The organism is Curtobacterium sp. MCSS17_015 (genome assembly GCF_003234265.2).
In the GTDB taxonomy this organism is placed as follows: Bacteria; Actinomycetota; Actinomycetes; order Actinomycetales; family Microbacteriaceae; genus Curtobacterium.
In genome coordinates, this window is sequence record NZ_CP126256.1 from 2,578,794 (window position 1) to 2,594,217 (window position 15,424).

A 15,424-nucleotide genomic window follows, 5' to 3' on the forward strand; every position below is an offset into this window, starting at 1 on the left:
CAGCTTTCCCTTCGTCAACGGCGAGTGCCGGTCTGCAGCCGTGTGGCCCGTTCGCGGCCCGCCACCTGAACGCGTTCGTCAGCGACGTCCGCGACCTTCGCGAGCAGGTACTCCCCGGTGAAGGGGTTCTGCACGTACACCGGAGGCGTGTCTCGAGGACCACCCGTCAGGTTCTCCGTGATGCGCGGTGTGAGCGGCACCACGGCCTCGTCGTACCGGCCTTCACCGACGTTGACGAGCGTGCCGCCAGCACGACGCCCAACAACCGCGCCGGCAGCGAGCTGCGGAACACGGCCGTTGAACTCGAAGTGCCACGGTTCCCGCTGCGAGAACCCCAGCCCCGTGTTCGCCCAGCCGTACTTCGCACCATTCGCACGAAGCCACGCCTGCCCGCCAGCAACGTCAGCAGCGAGACCGAGACCATGCTTCGACGTACCCGGGGCTGCAGCGAGGTTGCCGCCGTTCTTGAACAGCGACCACCGGTACTGCTGCGCCTTCAGGTCGCGGTAACCCTCAGTGAGAGACAGCGCCCCGCCTGACGCGCGGTACGCCGCGTTCCACGCGTTCGCAGCCGCCTTGACAAGCAGACCACCCGTCGCGCCAACACCGGAACCAGGCGCGAACCCGAGAGCCTTCCCCAGCGCACTCGAGGGAATGTTGCCGTTCGCCCCGTTACCGCCGAACGGGCTCAACCCGCCAAGGTCACCGATGCCCTGCAGCTTCTCGATCGCCCCATCGAGGATCTTCTTACCGATCCCCTTCGCGACGTCGAGCATGCCGCCAGCACCCGGGATGCTCCCGATCAACCCGTTCGCGAGCTTGCCGAGAGTGCCCATCGGGTCGGACACCACAGACGCCGCCGTGCTGGCAGCATCCTTCGTCCAATCCCACGCCTTCCCAGCCTTGCCCGCCAACCAGTCCCACGCACCCGACGCCCCGGTGACGAGCCCGCCCTTCGCGTACCCGTTGCGGGCAATCGCCTCAAGACGCCCCACACCGAGCCGCGCCGTCTGCTCCTTCGTGAACACGTACTCGCCAGCGTGGACAATGCCAGCCGGTTCGTACTTGCCACCATCGCCCGTATAACCGCCGGACGCGAATCCCTTCGGGAGCGCAACGCGCGGCATCTTCTTCGTGCCGAAGAACCCGGCGACCTTGTTGAAGTTCTCGATGATCCCGTCGTTAATGACGGTTTCGACGACGAAACGGATCGGGGCCTTGACGACCGACTTGACGAGATCCCACGCCTTACCGATGCCGTCCTTCATCTGGTTGAACGCCTTCGGGATGGTGTTCCGTGCGATGTCAACGATCTTGTCGAACACCGGCTTGAGCCAGTCGTTCCAGACCGTGCGAACCGCAGTCCCAATGCCGTCGAACACCGGCTTGATGATCGAGTCACGCAACCAGGTGAAGATCGGCCCCAGAGTGTCACGCACGAAACCAACAACAGCGCCGAAAAGCGGGCGAACAATAGTGTTCCACCACACGTCGAACACGAGTCCGATGTAGGTGAACACGGGGTCGATGACAGAGTCTCGCAGCCACGTGAACACCCCGCCGAGCGTGTCCCGAACGAATCCGACAACAGCGCCGAACACGACCTGCACGCCAGCCCACCAGGTGGAGAACAGAGTGCCGATCCATCCGAAAACAGGTGAAATGACCGACTCCCACAACCAAGTGAAAGCCGGACCCACAACCTGCGTGATGATCGCGCCAATGAGCTGGAAGATCGGCTCGATGTAGCTCGAGTAGAGATACGATACGGCGTTGCCGACAGCGGTGAAGACGCCGACCCACACGTTGACGTAGCTCACAAAGATGCCAACGACTACACCGATTGCCGCGGAGATAGCGTCGAACACGGGCTTGAGAACGGTTTCCCACAGCCAGGTAGCCCCGGCCGAGATTCCATCCCATGCGGGCTTGATGGCGTTCTCCCAGAGCCACACGAACGCATCACCAACAGCGGCGACCGCAACCTGGATTGCAGAGAACACCGTTTGGACAATCGACTGCCCAAGCTCCGTCTGGGTGAAGAACCACACCAGGCCGGCGACAAGCGCACCGATCGCAGTGATGATCAACCCGATCGGGTTCGCGCGCAGTGCCCCGTTCAACACGCCCTGCGCCACCGACGCTATACGAGCCGACAGGGCATAAGCCTTGTTCACACCAGTCGCTACGCGCCCCGCAGTCGCCTGCGCATACGTTGCACCCTGAACCCCGTAAGTGCGGGCGATCAGGATCTGCTGCACTGCGCTGACGGCGCTTGTGGCAGCCTTCCACGCCTTGAACGCCACAACCCCGCCAACAACAGCAAGACCAAGCGCGATCACCAAATCGGTGTTCTTACTCATCCACGTTGCGAGTGGGATCAGCTTCGTCGACAGGTCAGCGATCAGCGGCAGCACAGCATTGAACGCAGCGGCGAGACCCGCTCCCACAGCAACCAGCAGCGGCGCGATTGCGGTAACAAGCTCGCCGGCCACCTGCGCGGCAACCACAATGAGCGGGGCAATGCTCGCAATCACAACAGACAGAGTCGTGAACAGTTGAGCAATGACCGGCAGCAGAGGAGCAACCGACGCGCCCAACACGCCCACCAACTGCAGCAGCACCGGGACAACGAACTGGATCGCCGCCGCAAGAGCACTACCGACAGCCCCGATCAGACCGCCGAAAGCGGGAATGATGCCCGCCAGCAGCGGCTTGAACGCCGGACCCACGACTGACCCGAAGTCCTTCACCGACTTCGCGGCACCCGACAGTGCCGCCTGCAACTCAGGGGACGTCGCGACCAGGCCAAGGAACGCCGCTACCACGGCAGCGAAAGGCCCGGAGAGCGCAGCCAGTGGCCCCGCAAACCCGCCGACCACCGGGATCATCCCGATGAGTGGAGCCAAGCCGCCGACCCCAAGGGCCGCGAACGCCGCCCCGAGGGGAGCAATGATGGGCAGCATGTCCTTAAGGCCAGCGGTGAACTTCGAAATGTCCGTCTTGCCAGACAGCAGTGCCGTCAGCTTGTCAATCTCCGGGGAGAGGACTTCGCCAACAGTCTCCCCGACTTTGGAAGCCATATCTTCGACTTTGCCCAGCGACGCAGTAATCGCGCCGAACAGTGGTGCCAGCTTGGGGAACACGCCCTTCTCGACGTTCGCCCCAATGCGGCCAAACGCGGCTGAGACGTTAGCCGCTGCCCCACTGAAGCTGTTACCCATGTCCAGCGCAGCGCCGCCGATATTGTCCTGGATTGCCTTCTGGAACTCCTCCGACGAAATCTTGCCCTCAGAGGCGAGCTCCTTGACTTCGTTCGTCGTCACGCCAAGCTGGTCAGCCAGGTACGAGTAGATCGGGATGCCCTTTTGGGCCAGGATCTGCAACGAGTCGTTGTAGGCGTTTCCGATGGTTGTGACGTTGTTCATCACGTTGCCGATATCAGAGAGAGAAGCGCCCGTGATCGCGGCAGTGTCCGCAGTGAGCTTCAGGTACTTCGTCAGCTCCATACCCGGCTTGATCCCAGCGGCTACAGCCGAAGCAGCAATCGTGGCCGCGTCGCCCATCCCGTAAACGGTGCCCTTCACCGCAGCCAGCGCCGAATCCATGATGGTCTGCACATCAGAAGCCGAGTTACCGAGCCCACGGAGCTTCGCCGTCGCGTCATCGATCGTCTTCAGGCGGGAAAAGCCCTTGACGAGCGCGGCCCCGATCGCAGCAGCACCCGCCGCCACAGCCGTCGTCGCACCTGCCTGGAGCGTCTTGCCAATAGCCTGCGTCAGCCCAGCACCGACACGGTTACCAACCGAGACACCAACCGCGTCCGGGTTGATCTCCTTCTCAATCTGCTTACCAACCCCACGGGCCGAAGCAACAATCGAGACATAAGCAACAGCGGACTCGGTAGGCATACGCTAACCCCTGTTCTTTTGCAGCACCGCCCTCGCCTGCTCGGGAGAGAGGTTGGTCTTACCGGTACGGTTTGCTTTGTCCCAGGGACGCGGGTACGGCTTTGGCTTTCGATTGCCACTATTGGCCTGCAGGAACGCGTCGAGCGCGTCGACCTGCGCGATCCATTCGCGAGTCACCGGGAAGGCCCAGTTGTTCTGCGCGGCAAAAAGCGGTGACGACGGTTCACGAGTCGCGACACGCAGAAGGCGGTCGACCATCTCGTGATCGACCGCCTTACCGCGCGCGTTACGAATTACCCTGTCGTACCCAAACTCGAACCCGAGCTGATGCAGTTCCCACGCGAATTCGTCAGGAAAGGACTCTGCTAGCTCGCAGAGTCCGACTGCCCCCCCAGGCCAACGTGCTCCGCCCATGCGGCAAACAGCTCGTTAGCCGCCTCGAGGTCAACGGCAGAAGCAAGCTCGGCAGGAAGCACAAGCTCAATGAACTTGTTCAGCATCGCAACACCGACCTCGCCGTTGTATGCCTCCTGCGCCTCCTTTGACGGATTGCGCGGGGCCTTGTACTCGGCACGAACGGTGATCAACTCGGCCGGAATCTTCCCCGGCAGCTCGTAAGCAACCTCGTCATACTCAACAGGCAGGGCGGGTCGGTTCTTCGACTTGACGACAACAGCCGTTACGGCGGTCTTCTCAGGCATAGTTTCTCCTAGCTCGGTGGAGTGCTCGGGTAGATGAAGGTGCGCCGGAGCCCGAGCGCTCCGGCGCACCAGTCAGTTACTTCTTTGCAGAAGTGGTCTGCACGGCCGGCTCAACCACCGACTCGTCAACCTCAGGGGCAGTGACCTTCACATCACCAGTCACGCGAACCCAGTAGTTCGGGTCCTGCTTCTCGCGCTGCTCGGCAGTGACCTTCTTGATCTCACCCGTGTGCAGGTGCTTGACAAAAATGTCCTTCGAGTTAGCCATGCTCAGGCCCCCGTCGTGTCGAAAGCGCCAAACCAGGAAATGGCCGAGTAGGACTCGTCGCCAGTCGTAGATGCGTATGCAGTGAGGGTCACCTCGTACCCGATGGGGTCACCAGCCGAATACGTCATGTCCCCGACCTCGGTAACTTCACCGGACGGGATGTAGGTGCGCTTGATGAAGTCGCCATCGATCACGTCGATGACAAAGGACTTTCGTCCACCGGTCTTCGACGGGTCGATCTTGAGTGAACCATCCGCCGCGACCGAAGCGCCGTAATAAAGCTGAACGGTCTCCTTCTTCGTCTCAATGAACGTCATGTTGAACGTCTGCGAAGACTCAGTGATGACCCGGCGGACGAGGGCGCTGTTCTGCCAAGCCCGGATGTCCTGAGGGGACTTGTCAAGCGTCTCGCTGATACCAGCGTCGCTGATATAGCCGAGGTTGATGAACAGCGGATCAAGAGCGCTGTCGTGCTCAGTCGGGGCAGCGGCGGTCGTCGGGGCGACGTAAACTCCGCCCGTCGTTCCCACCATCACGTTGGTTGCGTTGAGGGCCACAAGGGCTCCTTCCATGAGGGGTATCGGGCGCGGTGGCCCCTGGTATCCCCAGCTCGGAGGGGAAGATTTCGGGTACACAAAAGGGGCACCTCACGTGAGGTGCCCCTTCCGGTAGTTGCTAGGTGATAGCAGGCGGCAAAAGCCTAGCCAGCAGCGACGTCGAAGCGACGGATAGCGTATCCGTTACCCGATCGCGTCACTACCGCATTCAGTTCGGTTACTTGATCCAGCCACTTACCCTGCATCTCGGCCACAAGGCCGAACTGTTCGTGTCGCATCGATACAACAGGAGCACGTCGGCCAGCATGCTGGACGTACAGACCAGGCGTGTGCGCGATCCGGCTGGCGAGCTTTACGTGCTTCGGCATGGTGCGCACGAGAAGGGAATTACGTTCGCGTTCAAACGTGACGATCGATAGGGGCATTCTACCCTTTAACGTCTGCATCAGCTTGCCGGGACGATCTGCCGACTGAGTCGCGGCGGCGAAGGCGTGATAGGCATCACTGAGCGCCGCATGATCGGGGTTGTGCTGCGTGTTGAACGGCGGCTGCCTGCGACTTATCTCTTCCCGTTCAGCAGCCAGGGCGCTTACCCGATTGGGGTAATGTTCGACTGCCTGGCGGTCCACGTACTTCCACCACGCTTTGTCCGCGTTGTGCTGAGTGTTGCGAGCCGACCGCTGTCCCGTGATACCGACGTACAGCAGTACGCCATCACGGTCGAAGTACCGGTAAAGGCTGGTTGGGGTAGACTTGTCCATGCGCTGAATCTCCTAAGGATTCGGTGTAGGCCCCGTGGTTGAGTGCTTCCAACACTCCCCGGGGCCGCTTTCATTCTATCAATGCAGGCCGACATTCGGGCTACAAATTGCGCCCGCGGTATTCGATCTCTAGCTGAGCGGTCTGCTTGTAGAACCCATCTGGTGCTGGGTCACTATTCGGCCCGCCATTGATGGATGCGTAAGTGATCGGCCGGCCGTCGACCATCCCGCCGGAACCGCGCGACGTAACCAGTGCGAGGACGAGCTCAATCAGGTCGGCCGTAGTGCCCTGGTCGTCGGTAATGACGTCGACAGTGACGTAGGAGGTGCGAAGCGTGTTGCCTGTGCCGCCGCCGGGGCTTGTCGTGAGGACTACGGCCCGGCGGCTAGCCGCCGACTTCTGATCGGACACCTCAACCCCAGCCGCGTACAGCTCCGGACGGGACTGCAGCAGCCCGTCAAGCCGAACGATCAAGTGAGCGAGGAAATCGCCGTAGACGATGCCGTACACGGTGCCTCCTAACGTTCCGTTGCGTTACTCAGAACCGAACGGATCGCGGCGACAAGGCGAGCGCGCTCATGCCATTCACCCTCCACGCGGAGGCGAACACGGGCACTCGCAGTGCCAACACCGGTGCGGATCGCGGTGATAGTCGCGCCAGGGATTTGGGCAGCGACCTGGTCGGCGTACGGACGCAGCTGCTGCTCGAGCTCCGGGGACGCCATGACAGTGCCGAATCCGCGACGGTTGATGACGACGCGAGACCTAGGCATTCGCGTACTCCTCGGACGACAGGTTCACGACGTTGCCAGGTGCCCACGAGTCGTAGAGGCGTGAAAACCCGACGGGCCGGTCCCAGTCCTGCGAGGCCCCGTCGATCGGGTACGTCTTACCGCGCACGATGAAACGTGCAGTCGGTGCGACCTTCACTGTCGGCGGCAGGTAGAGGGTGAGGCCGCGGGTGTCGATGACCTGCCCCGTTGTCTCATCCACTGACGTCGCTCCCGGTGCGACCGCAACGTCAGTCACTTCAATCGCTACGTCGGCGAAGATCGGCTTGTTGTACCGATCTCGTCCGATTTCCACTCCGGGCGTGACCATAGTGACTGTTTCGCCGCTCACATCAGGCCCGCGTTCACTCGGAACGACCGGAAGCGCTGACGTGAGGCGGGGAACAGTCCGGCAATGTCGGCGGGAGCGATGTAGATCATCCCTGTCGACAGTGCCGTGTCGATCGTCCCTGACTCTGTGAACGGCCCCTTCGTGCGGGACAACTGCCGGTACCCTTCCGGGTTCATCAGCACACGCTTCACCGAATTGACGACCGCGTCACGCATGATTGCGCCGATGAGAGGATCGGACTCTACGAGGGTGTCAGCGTCAGCGCCGCGCTGCCGAGCAATCATGCGCAGCTGGTTTGATGCCTGACCGAGCCACGCCTCTACAAGCGCCTCCTGGTCGCCGGTGAGTTCACCCCACACGGCGGCAACGTCATCGGGTTCTGCGAACGGTGCGAGCGCTGCCGGGTCAGACATGGTGGCTCCTACTCAGTGGGGATGCCCTGCTCCTGCAGTGCTTCGCGGATCTCAGTAGCAGTGGCGTCGCCTTCGACAGCGAAACCCTGCGCTAGCGCGTACGCGGCCCATGCCTTGGCGGAGGACCCGCGGCCTGCCTTGGGAGGAACACGCACCGTGGCGGGAGTCTCCGGCTCGGCCGCGCTGTCCGCGGTGTCACGGTTCCGGGCGACAGCGGCGGATGCGTTGGCCCAGACGTTGGGGTTCGTGATCTTCTTGACCGCCCACGCGGGCGGTTCGTCACCCGCGAGGAACACGTGAGTGACGAAAGTGTCATCGCGGACGATGACCGTGCAGTTCAGGACAGGCATGTTTCCCTCCGTGGGGTACCGACGGGGCCACCTGTGAGGGTGGCCCCGCCGAGCGAGCTACAGAACCTTCGCGGAGAGCGAGAGGTCGGCGTTCGCCAGAACCGGAAGCGCGATGGCATCCGAGATGACCTCGGCGATCATCGGCGGCTTGTCGTTTCGCCAGACTCCCGCGACGATGCCCGGCTGAGTGGCGTCGTCGATCGCGAAGTTCGGGTCGGTCGAGGTGAGGGTCTGGCCCCACCACGTACCACCGAGCTCAGTGCCACCGAAGTCGTCAACACCGACCGGAGCCGGGAGCAGAAGCAGCTTCGACTCGTCCAGCACCTTGCCCGCCGACGTCTGACGGTCGTAGCGGATGATCGGCGGAAGGCCGTTACCCGCGAGGATCGCGTTGACATCAGCATCGGTAGCCGGCCGTGCGCCACCGTTGAGGAGCTGGGTCTGGAACTGCGCACCCGACCCCAGCGCGCGGAGGCCCCGAGTCGACATCACAAGAGCACCAGGAAGCACACCGTTGTCGGCGACGTAGGTGTCAACGAGCGACTGGAGGAACCCGAGACGGTCCGCCGCAGGGTCGGTCCACAGCGTCGGAGCGACCACATCATGCGAGGCGGAACGTCCGAAGCTGTCGTCGGTCTGGAAGTTGTCCTGATCGATCGTTGCCTTGCCCGTGTTGAGCACGGTTCCGCGCAGACGCTCAATCCGGTCGGCGACCGCGCGAACAACCTGCCGCGTGGTGGCAAGAACGGCCTGCAGGACAGCGTCGTCAGAAGCCGCGCGCTGCCGAAGCTGCGCGTACTCGCTGACGGGGATGTTCTGCCCCAGCGCCGGCAGCTCGAGCGTGACACGACGGCCACCCTGCGTCTTGCCGACCTCGGGTGCCGCGTCGTACGCGCGGAACTTCGCCTCCTGCACAAGACCCGAACGGCCCGCGACAAAGCGAACCACCGTGTCAGCAACAGTGCGGTTGGGGAGGAACTGAGCGAGCGTGCCACGCGACTGCTCGTAGTCCTCCAGCGACGCCCGCGCATACCCAGTGAGGGTCGCGGGATCAATGACATCAGTCCAGAGAGCCATCAGGCTGCACCTCCAACGAACACGAAGCCGGCAGCGCCCGTCGTGGGGACGGTGAACGTGCCAGGCAGATTGGCGACGTTGATGATCCCGTGGCGGAGAACCGGCACAGGAGCGACAGCGCCACCGTCGACAGGGGCATCCGTGAGGATGAAGCCGAGCGCTTCACCTTCAGCGCCAGTGAAGGGCACAGTGGCACCTTCATCGGCCGCGTTCACGGCGGTGCCGGACGGGATATAGCCGTCCGGGTAGTGGGTAGCGGCGGTGAAAGCCGTGAGGGTCAGGGTGCTGGTTCGCGCGTTCGCGATTCCATGAGTAGACCCGAGCCACGACTGGTCACCGGAACCAAAAGTCTCCGAGCGGAGCTTAGGCATGAGGTTTCCCTTCTAGGACTTGTTGGACTTGCTGTCCGTGAACAGCGATCGGCCAGCGTTCACACCCTTGCTGGGTGCGTCTGTGCCGCGGTCGCGGCCCTGGCCGAGGTCGACATGCCCCCTGGCGGGACCAGCCGACTCGGTTGAGTGCTCTTCCACCCACGCGGTGATCGCGTCGGTGTTTGCCGTGCCGTCCTTGATGAACTGCGAGCGGTCGAGGTCAAGGAGTGCCGATGCATCCGGGATGCGGCCTGCCAGCGCCTTCTCGAGCGCACTCTTCACACGCTCGGCGGCGAGAACGGCCCGCACTTCGGAACGACCCGCCTCCTTGGCCTCTTCGATGGCCCTCTCCTCAGCGGTCTGGTTCTTCGCCTTCGCGTCGTCCAGCTCCTTCTGCAGGTCAGCGACCTGCTTCGGAGTGAGCCCACCGAACCCCTTGAGCTGATCCTCGAGTCGGCGTGCCTTGTTCTCGTGGAACGCGACCTGCTGTTCCGGCGTCATGTCCTTGACAGGAGTGTTCGCCGGGAACTTCGGCTCAGGATCGGTCTTGGGCTCCCCGCCGGCACCGAGGTCATCATCGACCGGCGCAAAGAACCGGAGTCGGGATGGCGAGGTGGCGACGGCGTACGGGAACGGCTTACGGATGAGCAATGTTGTCTCCCATGTCGGGTGTTGAAATCCCCATGACGGGGCGAACCGCATGAGCGGTGGTCTGGTGTTGTTCCTTGTTTCGCGCTAGACTCGCTCTATGGAGCGACAGCGCGGAAACGGCATTGGCGAAGACGGCGAACGGATCGCAGGGAACATCTCGATGGTGCGGAAGACGCGCGGGATTGACTTGCGATACCTGTCCGCGGCAACCCGTGAAGCGGGCCGCTACATGTCACCATCGGCCCTGAGCAAGCTTGAGAACCTGGACCGAAAGATCGACGTAGACGATCTGTTCGTCCTCGCTGACGCGCTTGCTGTCAGCGTGGACGCGCTCCTGGGGCTCAGCGACCACGAGGTGGCAGTCCGAGTCCCATTGGCTAAGCGCTAGCGCAAGATCGTGTGGTGCTGATCGCGCCACGACAAAACCGGACCAATCTCAGAATGGTTGTACGTGACGAGCAGGTCGGTGTAGTCGCCGCGGTCTTTGCCGCCGTCGATGTACCGAGCGCTGCGGTCCGATGCCCCAAACTCGTTCGTGATCGCGTCATGGATCGACTCGAGCCGTTCGGGGTTGATGATCTGCTCGTCGGGGTCGCCGTTGATCGGTCGAATTTGGCAGTCGCAGCCGGGGTGAATGGGGAGCAAGTTGCCGCGGTGGTACCGCTGCGTTGACGCAATGACACACAGGGAGCAGTTCTCCCGGCCCGTCAGGACCCGTTCGAAGCCGGCAGCGCCAGAACGATCGATCGCCTCACGCGCCGAGTGCGTCTTCGCCAACTGCTGCCCCGTGGCAACGAGAGACAGAAGACGCGCGCCACCAGCCGCGACGGCCGATGAAACCGTCGAACCTTCCGACAGCTTCGTCCGCATCTCCACGAACGGCCGCTGGTACGCGTCCTCAGCAGGGACGCCACGCAACGCTTCCGTTGACACGTCAGCCACCGGGCCCCGAACGATCGGCCCACCCTCAGCGGCAACCCGAGCGATGTACGCATCTGTCAGCTGGGCGATGCGTGCTTGCCCAGCCTCAACACGCGGCACCAACGCAGCGATGAGCCGTTCGGCGTCTTCGTCCCGCCACGAACCGAGCCCAGCCCAGTACCGCCGTGCGTAGTCGGTGACCCGCTTCCGCACGGCCAGCACCTGAGCGTCATAGTTCAAGTCAAGCCGCGTTGCCATCCGGAGCGACCTCCTGAGTCAGCAGCAGCTCGTCGGCGGCTTCCGCCTCAGCCTGATCAATCTCGGTCGGCGTCATCTGGTAGACCTCACGCATCGTCGTGCGCTTCGCCAGTACCGTGACCGCCTGAGATCCAGCAGATGCCTTGTCGGTGATCGAGTACCGCTCGCCGGGATTCCAGCCGACGATGATCCGCGACTTAACTGCCCGGTCCGTCTTCCCCGTGGCGAGGAAAGCCAGGTAGAAGACGTCGACAAGCCCCTGCCCGGCGCGTGTCTGCTTGTCCTCGACCGCGAACGTCAGACCCTCACGGGTGAAGTTCGCGCCCTCCGCGGACTGGTTGTCCGGGGACAGCATCGGCAGTGGCCGCCGTGTCACAGCAGCGAGGTGCGAGATGTCGTCCTTCGTGGCGTTCAGAATGCCCTGAAGGTCCGCCTGGGAGGACTCCCACACCTTCGAGTTGAACGGCAGCTGCAGCCATGAGCCTGGGTCGGACGTCAGCACCTCATCGAGGTTGACCGGCTCGCCCTTGCCGTCGTCAGCTTCGTCTTCGTCGACCTGGATCGCTCGCTGCTTGTACGCCTGGTACAGGGCGATGATCATCCGGGTGTAGACGTCGTGGTTGATGCGGTCGAGGATGTCCAGGTGCGGCTCGAACTCTCCGACGCCCTTCCGGTTGCGGAAACGCACCACCGGCACGAACTCATGCGCGAGCTCTTCGCCGTCCTCCCCGCCGCGTCCCTCATCCCACGAGAACGCCGCGCCGGAGAACACGATGCCAGCACCCAGCGACTTGCGAGCACGCTTCGCCACATAGCGGCGCGCATTGCCACCACCGAGGGCAGCGCCAGACAAGTACAGGTACAGGTAGTCGACCGACTCGTCCGGATCGTGGAACGCCTTGACTGCAGCCCGCACTTCCGCCTGCCGCGCCGGGTTATGGATCGTCACGACCTGGCGCGGGTCCTCGCCCGTGATGACAGCGTTACCCTCTTTGTCCGTACCCACGATCATGTACGCGTCGCCCATGGCAAGCATGTTCTCGAGCACCTCGGAGAACTCGACATCCATGCCGTTTTCGAGCCACATGTCCCACGCCTCAGAGTCCGGCTTCTCACCGGACACTGACGTGCGAATGTCGCGGACGCTGACGCGCTCCCGCAGAGAGCCCACAATCAGCTCGGCCATGTTCGTTCGCGCCTGACGCTGCACCTTACGAAACGCCTCAGTAGCGGCCACATTCGACGTCGGGAGCGGCGGATTCCCGTCGTGGTAGTCCGCCAGCTTCTGCAGGCGAGCCACACGACCCTCACGCTTCCGGCATGCCTTGAGCAGCCACCAGCCAGGAGCTCCTTCGACTGTTACGTCGATCATGCAAGCCTCCCCTACCGAGTTCGTCTATTCGCGCTCTTCTTACAGGCCAAGCAGCGACGCTTCTTGCCTTCGTAACGGACGTTTTCTTCAGAGAACTCATGCCCGCGCACGCAATGCGTTTTGCGGGCATTCTGTGCGGCCACGCCGCTACTTCGGAGCACATTCTCGCGGGGAGAAACAACCTTCAGGTGGCTTGGATTAACGCACGCCCGGTGTAGACAGGGATTACCTGCGCACTGCCGCGGATTATGGCACTGGTGGTCAACCTGCGCACCCGCGGGAATCGAAGTCCCCGTTGCCTGCAGCAAGAACCGATGAGCAAACTTGCTCCGACCGTCAGAGCGAGGGGCTACGCCGTAGATGCCGTATCCGTCAGCAGACACCTGCCCCGACCATGTCCAGCACCCCGTGGCCATAACAACCACCTTGCGCCAAAACAGGTCTCGAATACGTGGGTCGCCATATTCGACCGTAGTGTCGATCGACATTCAGACCCCCTTCAGGCCAGTCGGCGGATGACCGCCCGCTTCTTCCCACGCGGTTTCGCGCCGGACTTACGCGCGTCCAAGCACGCCTTCCACGACAGGACTGCAGCCATAGCCGCGTCGAATTTGAATTCCTGCCGGCCGTCCTGCTTCTGCATGACGTACAACGGCTTGCCCTCGTCGTCCTTGATCCGCAGCTCCTTCGCGCCCGCGTTACCGAGGTGCCGGAGTAGGTCGCCGTGCGGGTCGAACGCAGCGTCAGGCGTAGACGCACCACCGAAGAGGACCGAACCCGAATCGATCGCCTCGACGTACTCACGCAGCGTGTACGCCATGGTCTTCGGCCGAGCCGTCCACCACTCTTCAACCTGGTCAGGCCAACGAGCAGCCCACGAACCGAGCGTTTCCGTCCAGTGCGGCGGGTCTCCGTACAACTTGTAGACGCGGAACCGTTCCATCGCTTCGGCGAGCGTCGCAGTGACGTCAGCCTCGTCCACTTCCCACTCGTCTGCCTCATACGGGCGCTCCCAGCAGCCCAGAAGCTCCTGCAGCCCCGTGTCGATGTCCGTGGCAACAAGTGCCGTCGCATCCCGGAACCTCGCGCCGTCAAAGCCGAGAGCAACAAACGCACCCTTGGGAATCGTCTGACCAGGCACAGCAAGGTTCTTCGCCGCGATCTTCGTCATGTCGAAGAACTGGCTGTCGGACTTCCGCCAACGGTTCAACCACACTCGCTCGAGGTACGCCTTATCCGCCTTCGGGCGATCCCACTGCTTCGCGATCGACTCGAACTGCCCAGGACCGAACTCGCCAACCGGGCCAGTCGCGTCCTGAATTGCTGCGACCCTCTGCTCAACGGTCGTCAGATCCTTGTGCTCGTCGCCAGCCCAACGAGCGAAGAAGAACAGCGCCGGGTCATCGATCTCACCGGCAGCGATCATCTCCGCCTCAGCGCGGACATCCTCTTCGATGGAGTTCTGGCCCGGCTGTCCTGCAGTTGACGTGTACAGCGCCCACGGATCTTCAAGCGGGCGCTTCGTCAGGTTGGCGCTCATCGTCTCGTGCGCGTTCTTCGCGGACGGCAGGAACAGGCGGTGCGGCTCGTCGAAGTGCTGGAACGTCGTCAGTGCGCCATCACGCGAGCCAGGCGAGTTCGACACAGGAACGCAACGTCCGTCTGCAACACCGCGAGCGTCGAGGCGCACGATCCGGTCCAGGGAAGCGTCGAACATGTCGGCGTCTTCGCCGTGCTCTACGACGTACTTCAGGACGCCGTATGCGAGCTCCGACACTTGCTCTTCCGTTACCGCCATCATCGGGATGTACGGGAACGCCACCGGCTTGCCGACAGGGTCCCCGTGAGCGTCCCACCCGTCGTGCCGGACCGGCGCATCGGGGTGGAGCTCCGCGTACGCCACCCACGCAGCGAACTCGGTCTTCGCCATGCCCTTACGCCACTCGATCGCCCCACGCTGGAAACGCCGCCGACCCTCAAGCCGGTGGCCCCGCGGGTAGATCTCATACAGCCGGTACAGCGCTGCACGCTTCTCAGCGTCAAGTTCAGCTGGCTGCCCAGCCAGCGACCCCGGACCGAACACGCAGCTGGCTTCGATGAAGTCTGCGATGGCCGGCCCCAGCGTTGGGAAGTCGAGGTCAAGCGGCGGCACGATCAGCGTCGCCATCAGCGCCTCAATTCACTGCTTGCAGAACCGACCGCGGGTCCTCGCCCCGCTTCGGCTGACGGCTCGCCGAGGACGTGCCACGACGGACCGCCCCACGCTCCTTCGCCTGCTCCGCGGACTCAACAGCCCACTCGAGCGAGCGCCGAGCCATGGGCGAAAGGCCGAGATCCTTGCGCTGCAGCCGTAGCTCAGCCATCGCGTCCTTGCGGTCCTTCGCGGTCTCACCTGTGACGAAGTCGTTGTAAGCGGCCGTGCACATCACCACGTTGTGGTAATCCGACTCAAGCCACTCGGAAGACATCTCCGACGACCACATGTCGTCCCAATAGGAAACGGCTGCGTCTGTCCACTGAACCCAATCGGGGACGGCGGGAATGCCCGCTTCGTTGACCGCCGCGAGAGTACGGGCACCAGCAGTCTTGTTGCGTCGCGCGCGAGTCGACGGGTGCTTTTTAGGTGCGGGCATGCGGGCCTCCCATGGCGGGAAATCGAGACGCCCATGACGGGCAGATGCTAGTGGATA

18 protein-coding genes are annotated in these 15,424 nt (G+C 63.1%); 1 reads left to right on the forward strand and 17 read right to left on the reverse strand.

The window, feature by feature from the left end:
• Positions 1–14: 14 nt before the first annotated feature.
• From DEJ18_RS16015 to DEJ18_RS12295, 13 genes are all read right to left on the reverse strand, one after another.
• On the reverse strand, positions 15–3,911 hold the full coding sequence (locus DEJ18_RS16015) for a tape measure protein (protein WP_111210631.1): 3,897 nt from the start codon (positions 3,909–3,911) through the stop codon (positions 15–17).
• A gap of 3 nt (positions 3,912–3,914) precedes the next feature.
• Complete coding sequence (locus tag DEJ18_RS12240) at positions 3,915–4,169, reverse strand: hypothetical protein (RefSeq protein WP_146241580.1); 255 nt, start codon at positions 4,167–4,169, stop codon at positions 3,915–3,917.
• 107 nt (positions 4,170–4,276) lie between these two features.
• Complete coding sequence (locus DEJ18_RS12245) at positions 4,277–4,612, reverse strand: hypothetical protein (protein WP_111210630.1); 336 nt, start codon at positions 4,610–4,612, stop codon at positions 4,277–4,279.
• Positions 4,613–4,688: 76 nt separating this feature from the next.
• Positions 4,689–4,880, reverse strand: coding sequence for a hypothetical protein (locus DEJ18_RS12250; protein WP_111210629.1), 192 nt, complete (start codon positions 4,878–4,880; stop codon positions 4,689–4,691).
• 2 nt (positions 4,881–4,882) lie between these two features.
• Positions 4,883–5,437, reverse strand: a complete 555-nt coding sequence (locus tag DEJ18_RS12255) for a phage tail tube protein (protein ID WP_111210628.1) — start codon at positions 5,435–5,437, stop codon at positions 4,883–4,885.
• 143 nt (positions 5,438–5,580) lie between these two features.
• Positions 5,581–6,198 carry a GIY-YIG nuclease family protein gene (locus tag DEJ18_RS12260; protein WP_146241579.1) on the reverse strand — a complete coding sequence of 206 codons (618 nt, stop codon included), beginning with the start codon at positions 6,196–6,198 and terminating at the stop codon, positions 5,581–5,583.
• A gap of 100 nt (positions 6,199–6,298) precedes the next feature.
• Positions 6,299–6,709, reverse strand: coding sequence for a hypothetical protein (locus DEJ18_RS12265; protein WP_111210627.1), 411 nt, complete (start codon positions 6,707–6,709; stop codon positions 6,299–6,301).
• A 255-nt stretch (positions 6,710–6,964) separates the two neighbouring features.
• On the reverse strand, positions 6,965–7,300 hold the full coding sequence (locus DEJ18_RS12270; RefSeq protein WP_181434201.1) for a hypothetical protein: 336 nt from the start codon (positions 7,298–7,300) through the stop codon (positions 6,965–6,967).
• Positions 7,301–7,317: 17 nt separating this feature from the next.
• Positions 7,318–7,734 (reverse strand): Gp19/Gp15/Gp42 family protein, encoded by a 417-nt coding sequence (locus tag DEJ18_RS12275; protein WP_111210625.1) that lies wholly within the window; start codon positions 7,732–7,734, stop codon positions 7,318–7,320.
• Between the two features lie 8 nt (positions 7,735–7,742).
• The gene (locus DEJ18_RS12280; RefSeq protein WP_111210624.1) at positions 7,743–8,084 is read right to left on the reverse strand and encodes a hypothetical protein; all 342 of its coding nucleotides are present in this window, start codon (positions 8,082–8,084) and stop codon (positions 7,743–7,745) included.
• Between the two features lie 57 nt (positions 8,085–8,141).
• Positions 8,142–9,161, reverse strand: coding sequence for a major capsid protein (locus DEJ18_RS12285; RefSeq protein WP_111210623.1), 1,020 nt, complete (start codon positions 9,159–9,161; stop codon positions 8,142–8,144).
• Complete coding sequence (locus DEJ18_RS12290; RefSeq protein WP_111210622.1) at positions 9,161–9,532, reverse strand: potassium transporter; 372 nt, start codon at positions 9,530–9,532, stop codon at positions 9,161–9,163. Before DEJ18_RS12290 ends, DEJ18_RS12285 begins: the two co-directional genes overlap by 1 nt.
• Before the next feature lie 12 nt (positions 9,533–9,544).
• The gene (locus DEJ18_RS12295; RefSeq protein WP_146241577.1) at positions 9,545–10,183 is read right to left on the reverse strand and encodes a hypothetical protein; all 639 of its coding nucleotides are present in this window, start codon (positions 10,181–10,183) and stop codon (positions 9,545–9,547) included.
• Positions 10,184–10,280: 97 nt separating this feature from the next.
• Between DEJ18_RS12295 and DEJ18_RS12300 the strand changes: the two genes are divergently transcribed.
• Positions 10,281–10,571: a helix-turn-helix domain-containing protein gene (locus tag DEJ18_RS12300; protein WP_111210620.1), complete on the forward strand. Its 291-nt coding sequence runs from the start codon at positions 10,281–10,283 to the stop codon at positions 10,569–10,571.
• Here DEJ18_RS12300 and DEJ18_RS12305 read toward each other — a convergent pair.
• The 4 genes from DEJ18_RS12305 to DEJ18_RS12320 form a co-directional block, all read right to left on the reverse strand.
• Entirely contained in the window at positions 10,568–11,362 is a 795-nt protein-coding gene (locus DEJ18_RS12305) for a hypothetical protein (protein ID WP_111210619.1), read from the reverse strand. The genes DEJ18_RS12300 and DEJ18_RS12305 overlap by 4 nt on opposite strands.
• Positions 11,346–12,734, reverse strand: a complete 1,389-nt coding sequence (locus tag DEJ18_RS12310) for a phage portal protein (protein WP_111210618.1) — start codon at positions 12,732–12,734, stop codon at positions 11,346–11,348. Before DEJ18_RS12310 ends, DEJ18_RS12305 begins: the two co-directional genes overlap by 17 nt.
• Positions 12,735–13,233: 499 nt before the next feature.
• Positions 13,234–14,901: a terminase large subunit domain-containing protein gene (locus tag DEJ18_RS12315; RefSeq protein WP_111210616.1), complete on the reverse strand. Its 1,668-nt coding sequence runs from the start codon at positions 14,899–14,901 to the stop codon at positions 13,234–13,236.
• A gap of 7 nt (positions 14,902–14,908) precedes the next feature.
• On the reverse strand, positions 14,909–15,367 hold the full coding sequence (locus tag DEJ18_RS12320; RefSeq protein WP_146241576.1) for a phage terminase small subunit: 459 nt from the start codon (positions 15,365–15,367) through the stop codon (positions 14,909–14,911).
• Positions 15,368–15,424: the final 57 nt, after the last annotated feature.

Coding starts and splice junctions, on each gene's coding strand:
- DEJ18_RS16015 (WP_111210631.1), bottom strand. CDS start 3,911: ATGCCTACCGAGTCCGCTGTTGCTTATGTCTCGATTGTTGCTTCGGCC.
- DEJ18_RS12240 (WP_146241580.1), bottom strand. CDS start 4,169: ATGGTCGACCGCCTTCTGCGTGTCGCGACTCGTGAACCGTCGTCACCG.
- DEJ18_RS12245 (WP_111210630.1), bottom strand. CDS start 4,612: ATGCCTGAGAAGACCGCCGTAACGGCTGTTGTCGTCAAGTCGAAGAAC.
- DEJ18_RS12250 (WP_111210629.1), bottom strand. CDS start 4,880: ATGGCTAACTCGAAGGACATTTTTGTCAAGCACCTGCACACGGGTGAG.
- DEJ18_RS12260 (WP_146241579.1), bottom strand. CDS start 6,198: ATGGACAAGTCTACCCCAACCAGCCTTTACCGGTACTTCGACCGTGAT.
- DEJ18_RS12270 (WP_181434201.1), bottom strand. CDS start 7,300: ATGGTCACGCCCGGAGTGGAAATCGGACGAGATCGGTACAACAAGCCG.
- DEJ18_RS12275 (WP_111210625.1), bottom strand. CDS start 7,734: ATGTCTGACCCGGCAGCGCTCGCACCGTTCGCAGAACCCGATGACGTT.
- DEJ18_RS12280 (WP_111210624.1), bottom strand. CDS start 8,084: ATGCCTGTCCTGAACTGCACGGTCATCGTCCGCGATGACACTTTCGTC.
- DEJ18_RS12285 (WP_111210623.1), bottom strand. CDS start 9,161: ATGGCTCTCTGGACTGATGTCATTGATCCCGCGACCCTCACTGGGTAT.
- DEJ18_RS12290 (WP_111210622.1), bottom strand. CDS start 9,532: ATGCCTAAGCTCCGCTCGGAGACTTTTGGTTCCGGTGACCAGTCGTGG.
- DEJ18_RS12300 (WP_111210620.1), top strand. CDS start 10,281: ATGGAGCGACAGCGCGGAAACGGCATTGGCGAAGACGGCGAACGGATC.
- DEJ18_RS12305 (WP_111210619.1), bottom strand. CDS start 11,362: ATGGCAACGCGGCTTGACTTGAACTATGACGCTCAGGTGCTGGCCGTG.
- DEJ18_RS12310 (WP_111210618.1), bottom strand. CDS start 12,734: ATGATCGACGTAACAGTCGAAGGAGCTCCTGGCTGGTGGCTGCTCAAG.
- DEJ18_RS12315 (WP_111210616.1), bottom strand. CDS start 14,901: ATGGCGACGCTGATCGTGCCGCCGCTTGACCTCGACTTCCCAACGCTG.
- DEJ18_RS12320 (WP_146241576.1), bottom strand. CDS start 15,367: ATGCCCGCACCTAAAAAGCACCCGTCGACTCGCGCGCGACGCAACAAG.